Raw genomic sequence first — 19,164 nt, 5'->3', positions numbered from 1 at the left:
TGCGCGCGAACCCGAGCCCTGAAGGGGCGGTCTAATCCCAGTCGTCGATATAATCGGCGAAATGCCACAGAGTCTCGCCAACGTGCTCGTCCACGCCGTGTTCAGCACGAAGGACTGTCGGCCGGTTCTGACCAGCGACGTCCAAGAAGAGCTCTTTCCTTACCTTATCGCCGTACTCCGAAACGATGGTTCGCCTTCCATCCAGGTGGGAGGATATCTCGACCACATCCACGTCCTATTTCAGCTTTCCCGAACGAAAACCCTCGCCTCGACGATCGGCAATGTCAAGACGAGCTCGTCGAGTTGGCTTAAGACGAAAAGGCCGTACCTCAGAGACTTCGCTTGGCAAAGCGGATACGCGGCGTTCTCTGTCGATCCGGTCCATTGCGGGGGTGTCGTGTCGTGCATCCAGAACCAGGAGGCGCACCACCGAAGGCTGTCCTTTCAAGAGGAGATGAGAAAGTTCTTCGCTGAGAGCGGCATCGAGTTCGACGAGAAGTACGTCTGGGATTAGATCGCCCCTTCAGGGCTCTTCATTGTCGGTGTTTCCGTTACCAGGGCTGCGCCCTTCGCTTTAGGAGGTCGCCCGTTCCGGGCTGCGGGTCGCGGATGGTTCCTTTGGGCTTTCCCCTTGGTATTAAGAGAGTTTGTCCCTTAGATAGGCCCTCGCGTGGACGACTTGCGGCAAATCCGGATCCGCGCCCTTCCAGGCGGTTAAGAACGTTTGGTAGGCCGCCTTAGCCTCCGCCGGATGTCCGGCTTTCTCCTGCGAAAGGGCGATGCCGTACAGCATCCAACCGCTGCCGGGCCGAGCGCGGAGCCCCTTTTGGTACGCCTTGAGGGCGTCTTCGGGTTTCCCGGCGGCGAGGTCCACTTCCCCCTCGGTTTCGTACGGCGGCCGCGGGTAGTACGGCGGCTCTTCGTAGCAAACGAGCTCGTAAATCGCCACCGCCTTGGCAAGCTCTTTCCGCGCCTCGTCGTGGTTTCCTTGCTGGCTAAGGAGAAGCCCCTTCAGCTCGGCGGCTTCTACTTGCTGCATTCGAATTTGGGTGATTCTCCAACGTCCGGTTTTCGGGAGGGCGTTCTTGGCCGCTTCCGCCTCCAACTTGCGCGACTCGTCGCCGGCGGTTTTGAGGTCGTTACGCTGTAGCGCCGCCATGCCCAAGAAGAAGTGCGTCTTCGACTTATCCGCGAGCCTGTCCCACTGCCCAGCCCGCCAGGCGAGCTTCTCCCACGACCCGGGGCTCCGGGCGAGCCACTTTTCACCTTCCTTAATCCGACCCATTTCAGCGAGGTTGAAGATCAGGAAATCGACGTCGTGACCATAGTTCCAGTCGATGTCGGCGGTGGCTCCGGGGATTTTCTTCGCGTACTCTTCGTGGATGTGCACCGAGTTAAGAAAGGAATCTCGCGCTTTGTCGTACATTCCGACGCGGTTGTAGATGTGTCCGGGCATGTGGACCATGTGGCCGCTCGCCGGCGCCGCCTGGGAGAGCCGATCGGCGGCGAGCACCGCCTGATCCGGCGCGCTTCCTTCCAAGGCGTGGACCCGATAGTGAAGGGCTCCCGCGTTCATCGGGTCTTTTTGGAGGATCGGCGTGATCAGCTTGAGAACCTTGGTGAGCTCCTCGCGCGGATTCAGGTTGTTGTCGTACCGGTCGTTCATGCAGAGCTGAGTACGGATCGCGGAAAGGAGGAGGCGGGGTTCGAAGGCGTCTGGATGGGTCTGTACAACCTGCATCATCGCCCGCTCGAATGCGCTCTCCCGGTCGTCCACTTGCACCGACCGCAGCCGATAGGCGGCAATCACCGCTTGTTCGAGGTCGGTTGCGTCGCCGCATGTCTCGACCGCGCGCCTGATGGCGTAATCCGCCTCCGCGGAATACTCGCTCGGCCGATGCCAGGGAAGCGTGAGCGACGCATTCAGCCCGAGCCAAGCCGCCGCGCAGGCGGGGTCCTCCTTAGTCGCGTCTCGGAATGAGCGGACCGCCTCGTTGAACCAGAAACAATGGATGAGGGCGAACCCCTGCTTGGCCAGTTGCCGCGCCTTCGCGCTCTTCGTCGTGATCGGGAGATCGGTGGTACCGACCCCCGGAATGATGGTTCCGGCCGGAAAAGCCACGATCGCCGTCTGCGCCGGCGGCGGAGGGCACATGCCTTGGCCATGCGCGACCGCCGTAGCAAGGCAAAGAAAGAGACCCAGAGACTTCATCGTCGTTTCCGCTCCCCTTATCATGCCACTCATCTCGCCAAAGCGGCAGCCCTTTTTGCCTCTCCACGTGGCACGGGCAGCTTGCCCGTGGGTATCTCGGGCGGCCCGCCCGAGTTGAAAGCCTTCCAAAAATCGAATCAAAAACGTTCTGGCCACGATATGCGGAGTACCGTAAGGGAGGATGAACTGGCGTGACACGGTCACCACGATAGGTCGGACCTTGGGACAGCCCTGGACGGGCGGTCTTAGGTACGTGTCTCCGGGCCTTGAGGAGCTGGTTTTTGAGGTCGCCGACGATTTATCGCTTCCGCGACCGGAAGTAGCCTCTCCGGCACAGCCGGAGCTTTCGTTCACATGCCGTCCGGCCCAAGGGTTGTTACCCACTTCGCGTAAGACGGTGTTGCTGATCAACGCCGAACTGGCCCAAAGCCTGTCTCCAGATGAGCTTCGGTTTGGGGTGGCCCTGACGCTTTTGACCGACCGGGTTAATTCGGGTTTGGCCATTTATCCATTGACGGTAACGCCGATCCTGGTCATTTACTCGCTTCATCGCGAGGCTTGGCAGGTTGCGCTCGCAGTTGTCTTAGTTTTCGTCACGGCGCTTCTTGTCAGGGGAGTCATGATCCTTTGGGCGACGGCGAGGGCACGCCGTCTGGTCGGCGACATAACGGTTGGCCGAGGGTTCCTCTCCGCGATTAGGCGATTCCAAGAAGGGCACCCAGATATGCCGCCCGTGCTGGTTCGCCGTTTCGCGTACCTGGGTTGGACAACGTTGTTCCGCGGTCGCTAGCCGCGGAGGGAATCGCACACAAAGGGGCCCGTGCCGGAACCTCCACCCCCAACCCCCTCCTCCACGGCGCACAAACATCGCCGCGCAAGAGGAGGGGGCTTCGGATTACTCTCTGGTTAGCGCTTCATCTAAATTCAGTATCGCCAGACAGACTGAGGCGTAGGCGGCGTGTTCGACGCGATCTAGTTTTGGATCTCGTGGTGATGCGCCTTGGGCGAGATATGCGTCGGCGGACTTGGGGTCGGCTTTGAACGCCGCAAGGGATCTATCCAGGCTTCGCCGCAGAATTCGGAGCTCGTCGGCGTCCGGGCGTCGGGCGCACACTCGGCGGAACGCTTCGGTGAGCCGCGCTTCGGGTGTCGGCAAAGGCATCACCCGCGCTGCCAACGCTCGGCCCGCTTCAACCCACGTGACGTCGTTCAGCATCGTCAGCGCGTGCAGCGGCGTCGACGTTTGCCCTTGGCGGACGGTGCAAACCTGCCTAGACGACGCATCGAACATGTTTCCCGGCGCGACGGTGCGGCGCCAGAACGAATAGATGCTCCGACGATAGAGATCTTTGCCCTTCGACTGCGGATAGGTGAAGTCGCGCTCGTCGGTGATCGCCAGTCCATCCCATATCCCCTTAGGCTGATATGGATAGACCGGCTTGCCGCCGATCGTTAAGTCGATCAGCCCACTCGCCGCGAGCGCTTCGTCGCGGAGAAGCATCGCGGGCAATCGGAAGCGCGCTCCGCGGCCGAGGAATCGGTTCTCCGGGTCGCGCTTGCGCGATGCGAGCGTCGCCTTTGAAGATTGCCGGTAGGTGGCGCTGGTGACGATCATCCGCTGCAGCCGCTTCACGTTCCAGCCGCTCGCCTGGAATTCCACGGCGAGCCAGTCCAGCAGTTCCGGATGGGTAGGCGCCTCGCCTTGCACGCCGAAGTTCTCCGGCGTCTTGACCAGCCCTTTGCCGAAGAAGAGCTGCCAATATCGGTTCACCTGGACGCGGGCGGTAAGCGGATTCTCCGGACTAACCATCCACCGCGCCAGACCGAGGCGGTTTCTCGGCGTCGCCGCCGGCATCGCGGGAAGAGTGGCCGGCGTACAAGCCGTCACCTTGTCGAGCGGCGCGTCGTAGTTGCCTCGCGAGAAGATGTGGGTCTCGCGGGGTTGGCGATCCGACATCACCATCACCCGCGGTATCGAACCTCGCAGATCGCCGAGCTCTTTCTGCATCGCCTGGAACCGCTTTCGAAGATCGGCGGATGCGGCGGGAAGGGCGTGATCGAGGAAGTATCCGCGAACCTTTCCCGCCTGATCGGGATTGCGCTTGGAGCGTTCGATTCGCAGGATGTCCGATATCTCTTTGGGCAACTTAGGATCGGCGGCTTCCTCCCATGCGATCTGAGCCGCCTTAGTCTCCGGCGAATCCTCCATCTGCTTTACCGCCGGCGCGGCCGCGGCGGATTGCGACTCCATCGCCGCCATCCGGTCCATTTGCTCCTGAGTCCCCGCATAGATCCACGGCTTGGCGATGCTGTATGGAACGCCTCCGTCCGGCACGCCGGACTCGGGGACGTTGTTGAAGAACGCCATCATCCCGTAGTAGTCGCGCTGGGTGAGCGGGTCGTACTTGTGGTCGTGGCAGCGGGCGCACGCCATGGTGAGGCCGAGCCAGGTGGTGCACGTGGCGTCGACCCGGTCGAACAGGCCGACGTTCCGCTGCTCCTCGGGAATCGCGCCCCCTTCGCCGTTCAGCATGTGGTTTCGATTGAAGCCGGTGGCGACGATCTTGTCGCGACCCTTTTGGGTTGACTCGACCGCGTCCGGAAGCAAGTCACCGGCGATCTGCTCGGTCGTGAATTCGTCGAACGGCATGTTCGCGTTCATCGCCCGGACTACCCAGTCGCGCCACACGTATTGATACGTGTCGCCGTCCATCTGAAACCCGTTGCTGTCGGCATAGCGTGCGGCGTCCAGCCAAGGCAGCGCCATCCGCTCCCCGTAATGCGGGCTCGCCAAGAGGCGGTCGACCACTTTTTCGTAGGCGTTAGCAGAGTGATCGGCGATGAACGCGTCGACCTCGGCCGGGGTCGGCGGCAGACCGGTTAGGTCGAGCGTGACCCGACGAATGAGCGTTGTCCGATCCGCCTCCGGGGAGGGAAGTAGCTTCTCCTTCTCCAATCTCGCCAACACGAACGCATCGATCGGGTTCCGGACCCACTTCCCGTTCTTCGTCTTGGGCACCGCTGGACGTACCGGTTTCACGTACGCCCAGTGAGACGTAGCGGACTTGGCGGGGGCGAGGCAGCCTTGGTCGATCCAGGCTCGGATAACTCCTATCTCGCGATCGCTGAGGGCGGTGAACCCCATCGGCATCTGAGGCTTTCCGCCTTGGCCGAGAATTCGTTGCATCAGGACGCTGGCGTCGGATTTTCCAGGCGTTGCCGCCTTCACGGCTCCGGCCACCGAATCCAGCGCCAGCCCGCCCGCCGCCTGCCCCGCGGCATGGCATCGGACGCAATGCGCTTTCATGATCGGAGCGACGTCGGCGAACGTCACCTTGGGCGCGGGCGCCCCGGTAAAACCATAGAGCCCTCCGGAGAAGATCCCAACCGAAAAGACCCACCCCAACCCCTGCCTCGCAACTCTGCTTGTCCACCGCATAGGATCCATTCCACTATGCCTTAAGGCCGGAGTTTAGGCAAGGGGCGCCCCGGGGTCTTGCGGTGTTAGCGTGAGGCTTTACCCTAGCCAATGGGACGTATGGGACATCTAAGTCTCATGGGTCTCATGTGTCCCATTCGTCCCATCAGTCCACACCCTCCGGCCGCAACCCCCCTACTCCATCACAACCCGAATCGCATCAAGCACCTGATTGATGTCCGGCAGGGCGGCGTATTCGTAGATCGGGTTGTAGCCGATGTGCACATCCTCCCGCGCCACGAGTTGTGGCGGCGAGAGGAAGTGGTTGAACCACTCGGGGCGGCTCAGGATTTCGGTGACTACCGTTTGGCCGAAGCCCGCGGTTCGGTTATCCTCGTGGACGACGACGAGTCGGCCGGTCTTCTCCACGGAATTGGCGATCGCCTCGTAGTCGCATGGGACGATCGACCGGAGGTCGATAATCTCGATATCGGCGATTCCGGAGTCGGCGGCTTCCTGGGCTAGTTCGAGACAGTTGCCCCAGGTCACCAAGGTCACGTCCGCCCCTTCGCGAACGATCTTGGCCTTCCCGAACGGAATCGCCTCGACCGTACCGACCTGCATCTGCTTCCGGAAGATGTGCTTCGGAATGAGGATAAAGTGGGGATCGTCCCCCTGGATCGCCGTCCAGAACAGCCCTGCCGCATCTTCGGGTGTCGAGGGGATCGCTACCTTGATCCCTGGCGTGTGGGCCAGATACGCCTCGTTCGATTGGCTGTGCCAAAGCGAGCCGCCGGGCAGGTAAGCCCCGTAGGGGGCGTAGATCACGCACGGGCATTTCCACCCTCCGAACGAGCGCCAGCGCAACGTCGACATGTTCGCCGTGATCTGGTTCCAGCCCGGGGCGAAGAAGTCGACGAACTGTAGCTCGAAGACCGGCTTATAGCCATAAGCGCCCATCCCCACCGCGACCCCCATGATCGTCGCCTCGGCGAGCGGAGAGTTGAACACCTGATTCGGAAAGTTCTCGCTCAGCCCCTTCGTAAGCCCAAACACCCCGCCCTTGGGGTCTTCGATATCTTCGCCAAAGAACACTACCGTCGGGTCGTTTTCCAGCGCCTTTCGGAAGGTCTGGTTGATCGCGGAGACCATCGTCATCCGCTGATCGCCTGCGAGAGGCGGAGCCTCCCGCGCAGGATCGTCGCCGAAATTCTCCAGCAGCACATCCTCGGGGCGAGGGTCGGCTTCGGTCTCCGCGCGTAAATAGTCCTGGTCGACGATCTGGGCGGTTTCCTCTTGGAGACGCTTCCAGGTCGCTTCGTCTAGCTCGCCGGTTGCGATCAGCTCCTCGGCAAGGAGGCGGATCGGATCGCGTAGGCTCATCGCGTCGATCTCATCGAGCTGCCGGTACACGCGGTGATCGTCGCTGGAGGTGTGGGAGGAGAGCCGGTCCAGATCTCCCCAGATCAGGGTCGGTCCATCGCCTCGCCGAGCCCGCTCGACCGCGGCTTTGCCGACTTCGTACATCTTATCGGGGTAGCGCGCGTCGACCTTGACATAAGCGCTCTCATCGATCATCCCCAGGTGGAACGGAAGGAATTTCTCCGTCGGCGTCGAGATGCCGTATTTGTTGTCCTCTACCAGAATGATGACCGGAAGCTTCTCCTGGATGGCAAACGCCACCGCCTCGAAGAATTCACCCTGGCGCGAGGCGGCGTCGCCGATCGTGGCGAGGCAAACCGAATCTTTCCCCGCGAGCTTCATCGTCCAGGCGGTGCCACATGCCGGAAGGAGGCCACCGCCGGTCGGCGTGCAGACCGAGAAAACATTGTGCTCGCGGCTGGAGTAGTGGCCGGGCATCTGACGCCCGCCGGAAGAGCTCTCGCGCTTGGCGAAGTAGGCGAGGGCGAGGTCGTAGTTCGGAAGCCCTCGCGCCAGCATCAGTGCGCGGTCGCGGTAGTAAGGGAAGATGTAATCGTCCTCGCGAAGAAGATAGGCGAGCACGCCGAGCGCCTCGTGGCCCATTCCGCTGACCTGAAACCAGCCCTTACTTTGGCGAAGGAGAATCCCCTCCCGCCGGTCTCCCTCTCGGCTTAGGAGCATGAGCCGTAGGAAATCGAGCTTCGAGTAGGCGCGGTTCTCAGAAATGGTCGACATGGCGATTCCTGGATTCGTCGTTGAATCGGGGAGCATTGCCGTCTATTGTGGCATGGGCTGACCGCCCGGTTATAGAGCGTCAGTGCTTGAGAAGCGTCCCGTCCACGGTGATCGCGTATCCGTCCCGGTCCTTGACAGGGTCGCCGTGGGCGTTGCGGGAGGTCGGCTTAGATTCGAAAATGAGAGGTGTCTTCGCCCCGGCGTCGTCTTTGTACTTTCCGCTCGCGGCGTCGTTCATCTCGTATCCGAACTCCCCCGGCTTACCCGCGAGGTCCGGCCGAATAAGCTTTTTCTTCGCCTCGCTCGCGTCCATATCGCTCGTCCGGATTCGCGGCTCGATCGCATCCATCCACCCGCTCGCCTGAGGGAATTGCCCTTCGGAGTCGTGATAGAGCATGAGTGCGGTGTGGATCGCGCGAAGGTTTTGTTCGTTGGTCGCCGTGTAGGTGCGTTGCTTTTCGGGGAAGAGAATCGCCCCGATGGCCCCGTTGCGCCACATGTTTTGAATGTCATGCCCGGGACCGGTAAAAGCGAGCAAGGCGCCCACAACAAGGAGCAGGCCAAGACACCCTACTCCCAGTCGCTTTCCAAGTTTCCCCTTCGCCATGCCCCCTTAATTATGACGCCCCGGACCGCCGCCCTCCTGAGCGGCTTTCTTTGGGCGTACTTCGTACGCCGGGGTCGGGCGGGACGCCCGCGCGGTCCTGGGTGCGGGCGGGGACGCCCGCGCTCCGGCTTTGCTAGCCTATGAAGTCGTCCATCTTAACCGTCCGCTCCATGAGGAGCGCGACCGCCTTTTGGGGCGACACAAGACCCTTTAGGACCGCCTCGACGGCCATGAAGACCGGCAGATCGACCCCATGAATGCGGGCCAACTGCCCGACCGCTTCGCTTGTCGGCACCCCCTCGGCAACTTGACCAAGCTCGGCCAACGCCTGTTCTAGAGTCCGCCCTTCGCCGAGGGCGCGACCCAAGCGGTAGTTTCGTGAAAGCCGGCTGACCGCCGTTGCGAACAAATCCCCCACCCCTGCCGGCCCCAGAAAGGTTTCCGCCCGAGCTCCCATCGCAGAGCCGATGCGGGCCATCTCCATGAGTCCTCGCGAGAGGAAGGCGCCCTTCGTGTTGTCCCCAAACCCCAGCCCGTCCGACATTCCGCCGCCGATCGCGAGCACGTTCTTAAGCGCACCCGCAAGCTCCACACCCACGACGTCGTCGCTCACCGAAACGCGGAAGCTTGGGCAATTGAATGCGTCGCGCACTCGCTCCGCCGCCTCCCGGCTTCGGTAAGCGGCGACCGCGACCGTCGGAATTCCTTTGGCGATCTCGACGGCTAGATTTGGCCCGCTCAGCACTCCGGTCTCCGCTCCCGGGAGCGCTTCGGCCACGACTTCCGTCATCAGCTTCGAGCTATGCGCCTCCAGACCTTTCGCCGCGACCACCACAAGCGGGTGGTTTCCGCGAATTCTCGAAACGATATCGCGAACCGCTCCGGACGGAACCGCGACGACCGTCATCTCGACGTCCAATGCATCCTGACCCAGCATCGAAAAGGTGGCATTTTCTGGGATAGTGAAGCCCGATAGGTAGCGGTGGTTCTCGCGCGTCTCGCGTAGATCGCGGATCTCCTCTTCGTTTCGCCCGAGCAAGGTGACGCAATGCCCGTTGCGGGCGAGAAGAATGGTAAGCGCGGTACCCCAACTACCTGATCCAAGAACGGCGACGTGCATCTCTCCCAAGAGCTTACGCTCGAACTGCTGAGCGCCGCCGGATCGGCTACGCTTACACCACTATGGTGTCCATCCCCGTCACTGCCGACGAGCTCGCCGCCGGTGTTCTCCGACCCGAGAAACTTGCCCAGGCGAACCACGCCCTGCGGAGGGATGGAATCGTCGTCCTGAACGATGTGATCGACTTGGAGCACATCCGAATTCTTCGCGAACGAGTTCTTGAAGACGTCGACCGGTTCGTCAATCGACCGAACGCTCCGTTCAATTGGAACCGCGGCAACGTCCAGCAAGATCCGCCACCGTTCCCGCCGTACCTATTCCGTGACGTCCTCGCAAACGACATCGTCATCCAGGTGACGAAGTCGATTCTTGGCCCGGGCATGTACAACTCTTTCTACAGCGGAAACACGGCCATGCCCAGCGAAAGCCGCCAGCCCGTCCACGCCGACATGGGGCAGTTATGGCCGGACCAAGAGGTCGCCCACCCCGCTTATGCGCTCGTCGTCAACGTCGGCCTCGTCGACATGAGCCCGGAGAACGGCGCCACCGAGATCTGGCCCGGCTCGCATCTCGATACCTCGGTCGTTTTGCAGCACGGCGACATCGAGGTCGGCGAGAAGGAGTTGGAAGCCCGGAGAAAGTTCGCGCCGCCGTTCCAGCCGACGGTTCCGCAGGGAAGCGTCGTCATCCGCGATATGCGACTCTGGCACGCCGGAATGCCGAACCGAACCCAGACCCCTCGTCCGATGATGGCGATGATCCACTTCGTAGCTTGGTGGCCCGCCGGTACCTTCAAGCTACACGAAAGCGCCCGCGACCTCCTCCAACACCCGGACTTGCGACAAAGCGCCGAGTATGTTTCCGGAGACATCGACTACGTCAGCGTTCCCGGCGCGCACGCGTATTCGGAAGAAGAGCGTTAGGCGCCGAGCATGTGACTCTAACGCCTAACCTGCTCACCGCGTCTGCGGCGAGAATTTTGGACTGGAGAAATTGCCCTTGTCGCCGGAAAGGTTCTTTTCGTCGGAGCCGTCGTTGTTGGCCACGAAGATGGCTCGGTTTCCGGAAGGGGTCCGTTTGACGTAGGCGATTCGTTTGCCGTCGGGAGACCAAGTCGGCTCGAAAACCGGAGCATCGACGAGCACGGATTTGGCCAGGATGCCTCCGCTCTGGATCGGAACCGTAACCAGGTTCTTCGGCACAAGACCACCGGAGGCCGGGTCGTAGGTTCCGGTTACCACGAGAACCCGGTCACCCTGCGGGCTCACCGCGGGGGAGCCGTAGCAGTCGTCACCCATGACCGTTGGCGCGATCAGCGTCGCATTGGAATCGCCAAGGCGATAGAAGGCCAGATAATGAGGGTAGCGTTGAGACTTCGGCAGGGCGGTCTTGGCCGGCCACCGAACTTTGGTGGCGGTGAAGACGATCGTTCCGTCAGCCGGGCTCACGTCCAGATCGATCCGGTCGGCAATAGCGACCATCTTCGGCGGCTCTAGTTTCTCGCCGTGCAGAGCGATCCGCTGAACGATGAGAACTTCGCCGTTATCGCCGCGCATAACGGCGGCGATCGTGTCGGGGGCGCACCATCGAGCGGTCCGGAAGCTGTCTCCCAGTTGGCTGTACATCGACGAAAACTGCCCGGTGGAGCCGCCGCCCTCACCGGTGGGGTCCGCCGATTGAGCGACCTCGTGCTCGATAGGCGGCAGCACTTGGTGCCCCTTCTGGTTCTTCGGATCGTATTCGACCACGTATCCGCCGGTCGTCATCAAGAACTTTTGGTCCGGATCGGCGGTCGCCGCGGGCGGGAAGGAGATGTTGCTCTTGCCCCGATTTTCCTGTGTCTTGACCTGCGGGTCCACTCCGCTGACCGGGCTCCATCGATAGATCTGGAACGCCTTCTTATCGCGGTTGCTCACGAAGAAGATGCGGTTGCCGTCGGGACGCCAAGCGATGTCGCGCTCGATCGCTCCATCCGGATAGCCGGGGGGCTCGATGCGCTTTCCGTCTTTATCGAAGACGACGAGCCGCTGGCCGTCGCGCTGAAGCTCGATGGCGGCGACCATCCCGTTCGTTTCCACCGCGCCGAAATCCGGGTCGGTCCGATGGTCGAAGTAGAACTTCAGGGCGAAGGCGACGAGGCCGAGGATCAAGACGAGGATCAGAACCCGGACCGTGCGCTTGTGCACGATCTTGGGCTGCAGTTCGCCGGCTGGGGTAGCGGGAGTGGTTGCCATATGAGCGTCAATTAGTGCAAACGGTCGCCAGGTCGCAATCGTGCCCCGTTGGTGAAATCGGACCCGCGCATTCTCTTTTTACCTTCCGGCTGGATTTCTAACAGTTCGAGCCCGCCTTGCGCAAACGCGACGACCAATCGCCGGTCGGTCGCCACTAAGGTACCGGGCTCGGCCTGAACTTCGCCGTGGAGCCGCGCCTGTCCGATTCGGATCACGCCGAAGCGGGTCTGGAGAAAGGCGCCCGGGCTGGGAGTAAAGGCGCGGAAACGGTTGTATTCGGCGGCGGCGTCGCGGTCGAAACGGAGTTCGGCTTCCGCTTTCTCGATCTTGGGCGCCATCGTCGCCTGCTCGCTATCCTGCGGCGTCCGCGGGTAGTTGCCGGCCACGATTCGAGGCATCCACCGCACCGCCATCTCGGCCCCTAAGATCGCCAAACGGTCTTGTAACTCCCCGTACGTCTCGTCGGGACCGATGGCGAGCCGGCCGATTTCGATCATATCGCCGGTGTCCATCCCCCGGTCCATCTGCATCAGGGTAACGCCGGTCTCGGTCTCGCCATCCAGAATGCACCGCTGGATCGGCGCCGCCCCTCGGTATTTCGGAAGGATCGATCCATGCAAGTTGATCCCCCCCCGTTTCGCCGAGTCAAGCACGCGCTGGGAGAGAATCTGCCCATAAGCCGCGACCACCAACGCGTCGGCTTCCAACGATTCCAGCCGCTCGACGAATTCGGGAGACCGACTCTTCTCTGGCGCCTCAACTGGCAGCCCCAACTCCAAAGCCGCCTCCTTAACCGGAGTCGCCTGCAACCGCATCCCCCGCCGCCCCGGCCGATCCGGCTGACTGACCACCAACACGACATCGCCCGCCAAAGCCCGCAGGGCAGGGACGGCGAAGGTTGAGGTGCCGAAGAAGATGAGGGGCATAGATGTAGGCGTTGATGCGTTGATGCGTTGAGGCGTTGAGGCGTTGAGGCGTTGAGGCGTTGAGGCGTTGAGGCGTTGAGGCGTTGAGGCGTTGAGGCGTTGAGGCGTTGAGGCGTTGAGGCGTTGAGGCGTTGTTTAGCTTTTGGGCATTACCTTATTCCCAACGCCCAACGCCTATCCTCATTCCTCATCCGGATGCGGCTGCGCCGGATCGATCCAGTGGAGGGTTTCGGTGATGACGGTGTCGATGAATAGTTTGCCGTCGAGGTGGTCGATCTCGTGTTGGGCGACTCGGGCGGGCATTCCCTCTAGTTCGAAGGTGACCGGGACGCCTTTACGGTTGAGCGCTTCGACTTCCACGTAGAACGCCCGCTTTACGTCGCCGTAAAGGCCGGGGATGCTGAGGCAACCTTCCTGGCCGATCTGCTCCCCTTCCATCTTTACGATCTTCGGGTTCACCATCGCGGTTGGGCGCATCCCTTCGGGGGCGATGACGATGAGCCGCTGAAGGATCCCGAGCTGGGGCGCGGCCAGTCCGACTCCGTTGGCGCGACGCATGATGCGGAGCATGTCGTCGATCAGCAAGAGGGTTTTCTTGGTGATCTTGGGCAGCTCGATCGCTTGCTGACGCAACACGGGGGCCGGGATCTTCACGATCGGATGATCCGCGTCGTTAATGTAGAGGTGCTTAAACTCGTCCGGGACGATGATCTGCATCGGAGTCGATTATGGCAGTCGCGCATTCATACGTCCAAGCCATCACGAGAACTCGGTCGATGCCGCTCAAATCTTGGGCGGTCTGCACGTGTTGCCACCCCCCGGATTCGAACAATTCGCGTACCGTCCTCGCTTGCCGGTGGCCGACCTCCATCATCAACCGGCCACCGTCGTTCAAGTGGTTCATCGCCTCGCGGGAGAGGCGTTCGTAGAACTCCAATCCAGTTTTCCCGGAAAAAAGCGCCACGTGCGGTTCGTGCTCTACCACGTCGGGCATCAGCGGCTCGTCGTGGCCAATGTACGGCGGGTTCGTCACGATCAGGTCGAACGACTCGCCGATAAGCTGCTCGAAGCCGTCGGAAAGCACGAACCGGATCTCCACTCCTAGGCTCTTTGCATTTTCTTCGGCAAGCTCGAGAGCAGGGGGCGATATGTCGACGGCAGTGACATCCCAATCCGGTCGCTCCAATTTAACCGTGATCGCGATAGCCCCGGAGCCGGCGCCGATGTCGAGCACACGTAGTGGCACGGCTTTCCCGCCCGTGGTTATCACGTCCATCTTGGACGTGTGATCCTCTGCTAAGGCCGCCTCGACCAGCACCTCCGTCTCCTGCCTGGGGATAAGAACCGCGGGGGTCACCCGAAATTGACGCCCGTAGAACTCCCGGCGGCCAAGAATGTACGCCAACGGCTCTCGGCTTTCCCGCCGCTGAAGCAGCATTTCCCCCGCGAGCTCGTTGAATTCGTGCTCCGGATGGGCAATCAGCCAGGACCGATCGACCCGCAACACATGAGCCGCCAACAGTTGAGCTTCGAGGCGACTCGACTCGATCCCCGACGCCGCGAGGCGTTTCTGGGCATGTCGTATCCATTCATCGAGCCGCACGATATGTATCTACCTCCGTTAACGCGAAGCGTGTAGACGCAGGTTGGTTCGTACCTGCGCGAGAGTGTTTCGCGCATTGACCCAACATGAGGATCGACGGGGGCTGTCCGCAGGTACGAGCCAACCTGCGTCTACACGCTTCGCGTTAGAACCGACGGTACACCGGGATCATCGGCGGGGGCGTCGACGCTACGGTGCTTCGCGTCAGATGGCGTAGCCGCGTAGCCGCTCGCGCAATTCGTTGACCAACTCCGCTTCCACGTAGATTCCGTCCTCCCGATACTCCACCTGGCGAACCCTTCCGAAGTCATAACACTCTTGAAGAACCCCTTGATGGTCGTACGGAATAAGGATCTGAACCGAGTTCAGGAGGTCCTTGACCTGACGGACGATCGCATTCTGCAAATCGTCCATTCCCTCGCCCGTCGTCGCCGAGATCGCGACCGAATTCGGAAACTCGGCGACGAGCCGCCTTGCTTCCGTCGGGTCATTCAGCGCGTCGATCTTGTTGAACACGGTGATGATCGGCTTGTCGTCTGCTTTCAAGATACGGAGCGTCTCCAAGACCGCGTCTCGCTGAATTTCCCACGACGGCGTGCTCACGTCCACGACGTGAAGGGCGAAATCCGAGAAGGTGACCTCCTCCAACGTCGACTGAAACGCGGCCACGAGGTGGGTCGGCAAGTTTCGGATGAAGCCGACGGTGTCGGTGAGGAAGATCGCGTACCCTTCCTCCAGGTCGACCTTCCGAGTCGTCGGATCGAGCGTGGCGAACGGCATCGCGTCGGCCAAAAGCTCGGTCCCGGCGAACCGGTTCATCAGCGTCGATTTGCCCGCCGACGTGTAGCCGACGATCGTGGCGAACGGGAACGGATGCTTCCGGCGCGACGCCCTCTGCTGGGCGCGAACCCGCTTTACCTCTTCGATCTCGTCGCCGAGGCGGGCGATCCTTTCCTTGACGAGGCGTCGATCCGATTCCAGCTTCGTTTCACCGGGACCGCGCATGCCGATGCCGCCTTTTTGACGCTCGAACTTCGTGTAAACGGACATGAGCTTCGGCATCATGTACGTGAGCTGGGCAAGCTCTACCTGCAGCATCCCCTCCCGCGTCTTGGCGCGACGGGCGAAGATGTCTAGGATGAGCTGCGTACGGTCGACGACCTTGCGTCCAATCTGGTCCTGCAGATTTCGCTGCTGGATTCCGCTCAGCTCAGCGTCGATAAGCACGAGGTCGGCGTCGACCTCGGCGGCAAGCGCGGAAATCTCCAGCACTTTCCCTTTGCCGACGTAGGTTCCCTTCCAAGGACGGTCGAGACGTTGACGAATGCTCGCGACAGGCTCGACATTGGCCGCCTCGCAGAGCCCTTCGAGCTCGGCTTCGACCATTCGGTCTTCGTTTTCGTCTTCGTTAAGATAGACCAGCACCGCTCGCTCGACGAGCAGCTCCAGAGATTCCATTTTGGACATGTTGTTAGTTAGCGGAGGACGGCTGGCAGTAGATAGGCGTCGTCGGATTCGGAACGGTTCCGAATCCGACAACGCCCGACCGCTAACTGCATGCCGCGGATCAGAGCTTGAATAGCGAGTACGTCGCGCTCAGCGAGAAGCCGCTGAAGTCGAATCCATCCTGCTTGGGATAGACGTTGTACTTCGCGGATAGCTTGAGTCGGTTGGCAAAGACGATGCCGGCCTCGACGCCGCCGGTGGTGCTGAACTTCTTGGCAGAGTTGCGTACCCCGACCTGCGTGATGCCGTAGTCGAAGTAGGCGCCCCCGCCGAACACTCGGACGTAAGGAACGGTCGTGCTCTCATCCGGCGCGAGGTGCTTCTCATAGCCGTAGGTAAAGGTGCCGATGAACAGGCGATTCCCGTTCTTGTTCGCCGACAGCAATTCCAGCGACGGAGTGAGAGAGCCGGAGCTCGGACGGTTCGTGCCGCCGACCGGACCCAGGCCGAGGTTGAGGACGCTCTTACCGAAAGCATCGCGCACGGCGCTGCTCGTCGGCATGTAAACGCCGACCTGGCCTCCGATATTGACGCCGAGACTCTGTTGGTCTTGGGCGTGCGCCGCGGAGATGGCGGCGAGAGCGATGACGGCGATCAGCGGCTTGACATTCATCTGGTGCTTTCCTGGGCCGGTTCGAGCCCGCGCAAAACATACCCGGTCGCGATGGTTCGCAGTTCCTCCGTTGCGCCCGCAACCGCCGCTTCGAAGATGGTGCGCCCTTTTTCGGCGCTCGCGAACGTCGCGTAGCCGAAAGATCCCTGCTCGGTGATCTCGTCGAAATGGTGCACCGGACCTTTCACCGGCGGCTCCGCGATAAGCCCGTCGTCCCTTAGCTTCTCCTTTCGAACCAGATTCGGATGAAGGTGCAGCATCAGACTGGCTTCCGCTTCGCACGCGTGCCGCATCCCCTTCAGCGGACCTTCGAGCGTGTGCGCGATCGCTTGCTCGCAGAATGCGAAATAGCCGCTATGGGCGAACGTCCCTTCCGGATAGAGCGCCTTCAACTTCCGCATCGCCATGTCGTTCGGCGAGGTGTTGCCGCCATGTCCGTTCAGTACGTAAAAGCGGCGGAAGCCATGGGGCAGGAGCGATTGAACGACGCTTCCGATCGCCCCCATGTAGGTATCGAAGTCGGCGCTGAGCGACCCTGGAAACTTGAGGTGGTGCCCGCTTGCGCCGAGCCAGAGCGTCGGCGTGAGCAAAACCTGCTCCGGTATCGCCTGCTCGACCCCTTGAGCCACCGCGGTGGCGATGAGGCTATCGGTGAATAGCGGAAGGTGAGGACCGTGTTGCTCAAGCGACCCGGTCGGTATGAGCACAACGACGTCGCGGGAAAGGACCTCGACGTCCATCCAAGTTAGCTCGGCGAGCTTCATAGGATCGATTCTGACTCAACGGGGAAAACCCGGCCTGCCCCCGGGTTTGCTCGGTGCTTACCCGTTCTCGGTCCTCCCCTTCGCGCCCTCCGCGACAGATCCCCTCACGCCCAGGGCGCAAGGGGGACAGGAGCGGCCAAAACTGCAGGCGTTGGGGCTTGCCCGAGTGGTACGTACCCTTAATCCCTACCAAACCGAGCGGCAGGACGGGCTTTGCCTTAAGCATGAATTACATGAGTTAGAATGTGGCGTGCGACTATCGAACGTAGTCATTGCCGCCCGTAACTTCGAGGCGATGTCGGAGTTTTATCGGACCCTCACGGATTGGCCGACCTTCTTCGAGAACGATAAGTGCATTTTTCTCGGCCGCGGAAAGCCGTACCTGGTCCTGCACCGCCTTGGACCGGAAACCGAAGTCGATCCCCCCGAACGAACGCTTTGCCTCGACTTAGAGGTTCTCGACGTGGACGTCGAAGTCGAGCGATTAGCCCGCTCCGGCCTCGCATGCGAAATGCGAGGCGAAGTTGCGGTCCTGCGGGATCCGGTGGGGAACTTGATCGAGCTCGTTGCCGCCGGTTAATTCTCCGGATACAAATTCCGGATCAGCATCTTGATCTGCGCTCGTAGGTCCTTATCGTGATGCATCATCTCCGAGATTTTCTGGTAGCCGTGCATCATCGAGGTGTGGTCCCGGTCGCCGAAGAGCCCTCCAATGTGCTTCCACGAGTCGCCGGTGATCTCGCGGGTGATATAGACGGCGATGTGGCGGGCGTGGACGATCGGCGCCTTTCGTGAAGTGCCCTTGATCTCGTCCGACGAGATCTTGAAATGCTTGCTGACCGCGCCTACGATCTGGTCGAACGCCGGCTTTTCCATTACTCCGGCGCGGTAGTACTGCTCCACCATCGCCCTGGCGATCTCCATCGATAGCGGCCGGTCTTCGACGCTGGCATGGGCGACGGCTTTGGTTAGAGCCCCTTCCAGAACGCGAATGTTGCCGGGAACGTTCTCGGCTAGATACATTGCCACCGCGTGGTCGAGCTCAACCCGCTCGTGGGCAGCTTTGCTGAGTAGGATGGCGCACCGCGTCTCGGTGTCGGGCATCTGAATGTCGGCCACGAGACCCGCCTCGAAGCGAGAGCGCAGGCGCTCGTCCATCAAATATAGGTCGCGCGGCGGACGGTCGGAGGTAAGAACGATCTGTTTGCCCAGCGAGTGAAGGTAGTTGAAGGTGTGGAAGATCTCTTCCTGCGTCTTGTCCTTCCCGGCCACGAACTGGATATCGTCCACTAGCCAGACCCCGACCGCGCGTTGAGAGCGGCGGAACTGCTCAATCCGATTGTTTTGTAGAGACGTCACGAACTCTTCCGCGAACTGTTGGGCGCTGACGTAAACCAGCGGAAAGCGCGGATTTACATTCAAGATCTCCCGCGCGATCGAGTGGAGCAGATGGGTTTTCCCCAAGCCGGAGGGGCCATAGATGAAGAGCGGGTTGTACTTTGCTCCCGGTTCCGAGGCCACCGCACGGGCGCCCGCGAGCGCCAAACGATTGCTCTGTCCAACGACGAACGAGTCGAACGAAAACTTCTCCGAAGGCCGAAACGACGGCTCCTCCGTCGAGACCGCCAGCCGGCTCGGAGGCACGTTTTGGGCTTCCGCTTTCGCCTTCTCCCGCGGCTCGGTTCGCAGTTCCACCACAACCGGCCGTCCCAACTCGTCCGACAGCATCGACGCGATGGTGGCGACGTATCGCTCGCGCACCCACTCGAGCACGAACTTGCCCGGAACGTTGACAATGGCCACGCCCCCTTCGAACGAAACCGGCTTCAACGGCCGGATGAATCGCTCGAACCAGGCCGACGGAACCTCCGGTCCCAGTCTCTTGAGAACTCCCTCCCATGCTGCCTTAAGTCGTTGCAGATCGTCGGTCGTTTCAAGTGTGAACAGGTCTTTCATGGTTGTCGAAGTGCCGGCCAGAAGGCAGGCGGGGAACGGATTATACAC

General features: G+C 61.5%; 17 protein-coding genes. 4 read left to right on the top strand and 13 right to left on the bottom strand.

Annotated elements, in window-relative coordinates; translation table 11 throughout:
• Positions 1–61 precede the first annotated feature (61 nt).
• Positions 62–514: a transposase gene (locus OP10G_RS00085; protein ID WP_025227933.1), complete on the top strand. Its 453-nt coding sequence runs from the start codon at positions 62–64 to the stop codon at positions 512–514.
• Between the two features lie 123 nt (positions 515–637).
• On the opposite strand, the gene OP10G_RS00080 is transcribed toward OP10G_RS00085, so the two are convergent.
• Positions 638–2,236: a tetratricopeptide repeat protein gene (locus OP10G_RS00080; protein ID WP_158409090.1), complete on the bottom strand. Its 1,599-nt coding sequence runs from the start codon at positions 2,234–2,236 to the stop codon at positions 638–640.
• A gap of 157 nt (positions 2,237–2,393) precedes the next feature.
• Here OP10G_RS00080 and OP10G_RS26585 point away from each other — a divergent pair, with 157 nt between their 5' ends.
• Positions 2,394–3,002, top strand: coding sequence for a hypothetical protein (locus OP10G_RS26585; RefSeq protein WP_025227935.1), 609 nt, complete (start codon positions 2,394–2,396; stop codon positions 3,000–3,002).
• 105 nt (positions 3,003–3,107) lie between these two features.
• On the opposite strand, the gene OP10G_RS00070 is transcribed toward OP10G_RS26585, so the two are convergent.
• From OP10G_RS00070 to OP10G_RS00055, 4 genes are all read right to left on the bottom strand, one after another.
• Positions 3,108–5,651 carry a DUF1549 and DUF1553 domain-containing protein gene (locus OP10G_RS00070; RefSeq protein ID WP_084178737.1) on the bottom strand — a complete coding sequence of 848 codons (2,544 nt, stop codon included), beginning with the start codon at positions 5,649–5,651 and terminating at the stop codon, positions 3,108–3,110.
• 174 nt (positions 5,652–5,825) lie between these two features.
• Complete coding sequence (locus OP10G_RS00065; protein ID WP_025227937.1) at positions 5,826–7,823, bottom strand: alpha-ketoacid dehydrogenase subunit alpha/beta; 1,998 nt, start codon at positions 7,821–7,823, stop codon at positions 5,826–5,828.
• 43 nt (positions 7,824–7,866) lie between these two features.
• Positions 7,867–8,394 (bottom strand): hypothetical protein, encoded by a 528-nt coding sequence (locus tag OP10G_RS00060; RefSeq protein ID WP_038472241.1) that lies wholly within the window; start codon positions 8,392–8,394, stop codon positions 7,867–7,869.
• A 133-nt stretch (positions 8,395–8,527) separates the two neighbouring features.
• Positions 8,528–9,514: an NAD(P)H-dependent glycerol-3-phosphate dehydrogenase gene (locus OP10G_RS00055; protein ID WP_025227939.1), complete on the bottom strand. Its 987-nt coding sequence runs from the start codon at positions 9,512–9,514 to the stop codon at positions 8,528–8,530.
• A gap of 62 nt (positions 9,515–9,576) precedes the next feature.
• Here OP10G_RS00055 and OP10G_RS00050 point away from each other — a divergent pair, with 62 nt between their 5' ends.
• Positions 9,577–10,437 carry a phytanoyl-CoA dioxygenase family protein gene (locus OP10G_RS00050; RefSeq protein WP_025227940.1) on the top strand — a complete coding sequence of 287 codons (861 nt, stop codon included), beginning with the start codon at positions 9,577–9,579 and terminating at the stop codon, positions 10,435–10,437.
• 33 nt (positions 10,438–10,470) lie between these two features.
• Here OP10G_RS00050 and OP10G_RS00045 read toward each other — a convergent pair whose 3' ends face one another.
• The 7 genes from OP10G_RS00045 to OP10G_RS00015 form a co-directional block, all read right to left on the bottom strand.
• Positions 10,471–11,748 (bottom strand): TolB family protein, encoded by a 1,278-nt coding sequence (locus OP10G_RS00045; RefSeq protein ID WP_025227941.1) that lies wholly within the window; start codon positions 11,746–11,748, stop codon positions 10,471–10,473.
• A gap of 11 nt (positions 11,749–11,759) precedes the next feature.
• Positions 11,760–12,674: a methionyl-tRNA formyltransferase gene (fmt, locus tag OP10G_RS00040; RefSeq protein ID WP_025227942.1), complete on the bottom strand. Its 915-nt coding sequence runs from the start codon at positions 12,672–12,674 to the stop codon at positions 11,760–11,762.
• 180 nt (positions 12,675–12,854) lie between these two features.
• Positions 12,855–13,391, bottom strand: a complete 537-nt coding sequence (gene def, locus OP10G_RS00035; protein ID WP_025227943.1) for a peptide deformylase — start codon at positions 13,389–13,391, stop codon at positions 12,855–12,857.
• A complete protein-coding gene (prmC, locus tag OP10G_RS00030) occupies positions 13,363–14,277 on the bottom strand; it encodes a peptide chain release factor N(5)-glutamine methyltransferase (protein ID WP_025227944.1) in 915 nt (304 codons plus the stop codon). Before prmC ends, def begins: the two co-directional genes overlap by 29 nt.
• A gap of 204 nt (positions 14,278–14,481) precedes the next feature.
• Complete coding sequence (gene hflX / locus OP10G_RS00025; RefSeq protein WP_025227945.1) at positions 14,482–15,744, bottom strand: GTPase HflX; 1,263 nt, start codon at positions 15,742–15,744, stop codon at positions 14,482–14,484.
• 100 nt (positions 15,745–15,844) lie between these two features.
• Complete coding sequence (locus OP10G_RS00020) at positions 15,845–16,396, bottom strand: outer membrane beta-barrel protein (RefSeq protein ID WP_025227946.1); 552 nt, start codon at positions 16,394–16,396, stop codon at positions 15,845–15,847.
• On the bottom strand, positions 16,393–17,160 hold the full coding sequence (locus OP10G_RS00015) for a creatininase family protein (RefSeq protein WP_025227947.1): 768 nt from the start codon (positions 17,158–17,160) through the stop codon (positions 16,393–16,395). The genes OP10G_RS00020 and OP10G_RS00015 overlap by 4 nt, the downstream gene beginning before the upstream one ends.
• A gap of 250 nt (positions 17,161–17,410) precedes the next feature.
• Between OP10G_RS00015 and OP10G_RS00010 the strand changes: the two genes are divergently transcribed.
• Positions 17,411–17,740, top strand: a complete 330-nt coding sequence (locus tag OP10G_RS00010) for a VOC family protein (protein WP_144240912.1) — start codon at positions 17,411–17,413, stop codon at positions 17,738–17,740.
• On the opposite strand, the gene dnaA is transcribed toward OP10G_RS00010, so the two are convergent.
• Positions 17,737–19,116 (bottom strand): chromosomal replication initiator protein DnaA, encoded by a 1,380-nt coding sequence (gene dnaA / locus OP10G_RS00005; RefSeq protein ID WP_144240911.1) that lies wholly within the window; start codon positions 19,114–19,116, stop codon positions 17,737–17,739. The genes OP10G_RS00010 and dnaA overlap by 4 nt on opposite strands.
• Positions 19,117–19,164 lie beyond the last annotated feature (48 nt).

The sequence above is a fragment of the Fimbriimonas ginsengisoli Gsoil 348 genome (assembly GCF_000724625.1).
GTDB classification, from domain to species: domain Bacteria; phylum Armatimonadota; class Fimbriimonadia; order Fimbriimonadales; family Fimbriimonadaceae; genus Fimbriimonas; species Fimbriimonas ginsengisoli.
Note: the sequence above shows the minus strand (reverse complement) of the source record. Positions and strands in the feature narration are given on the sequence as shown.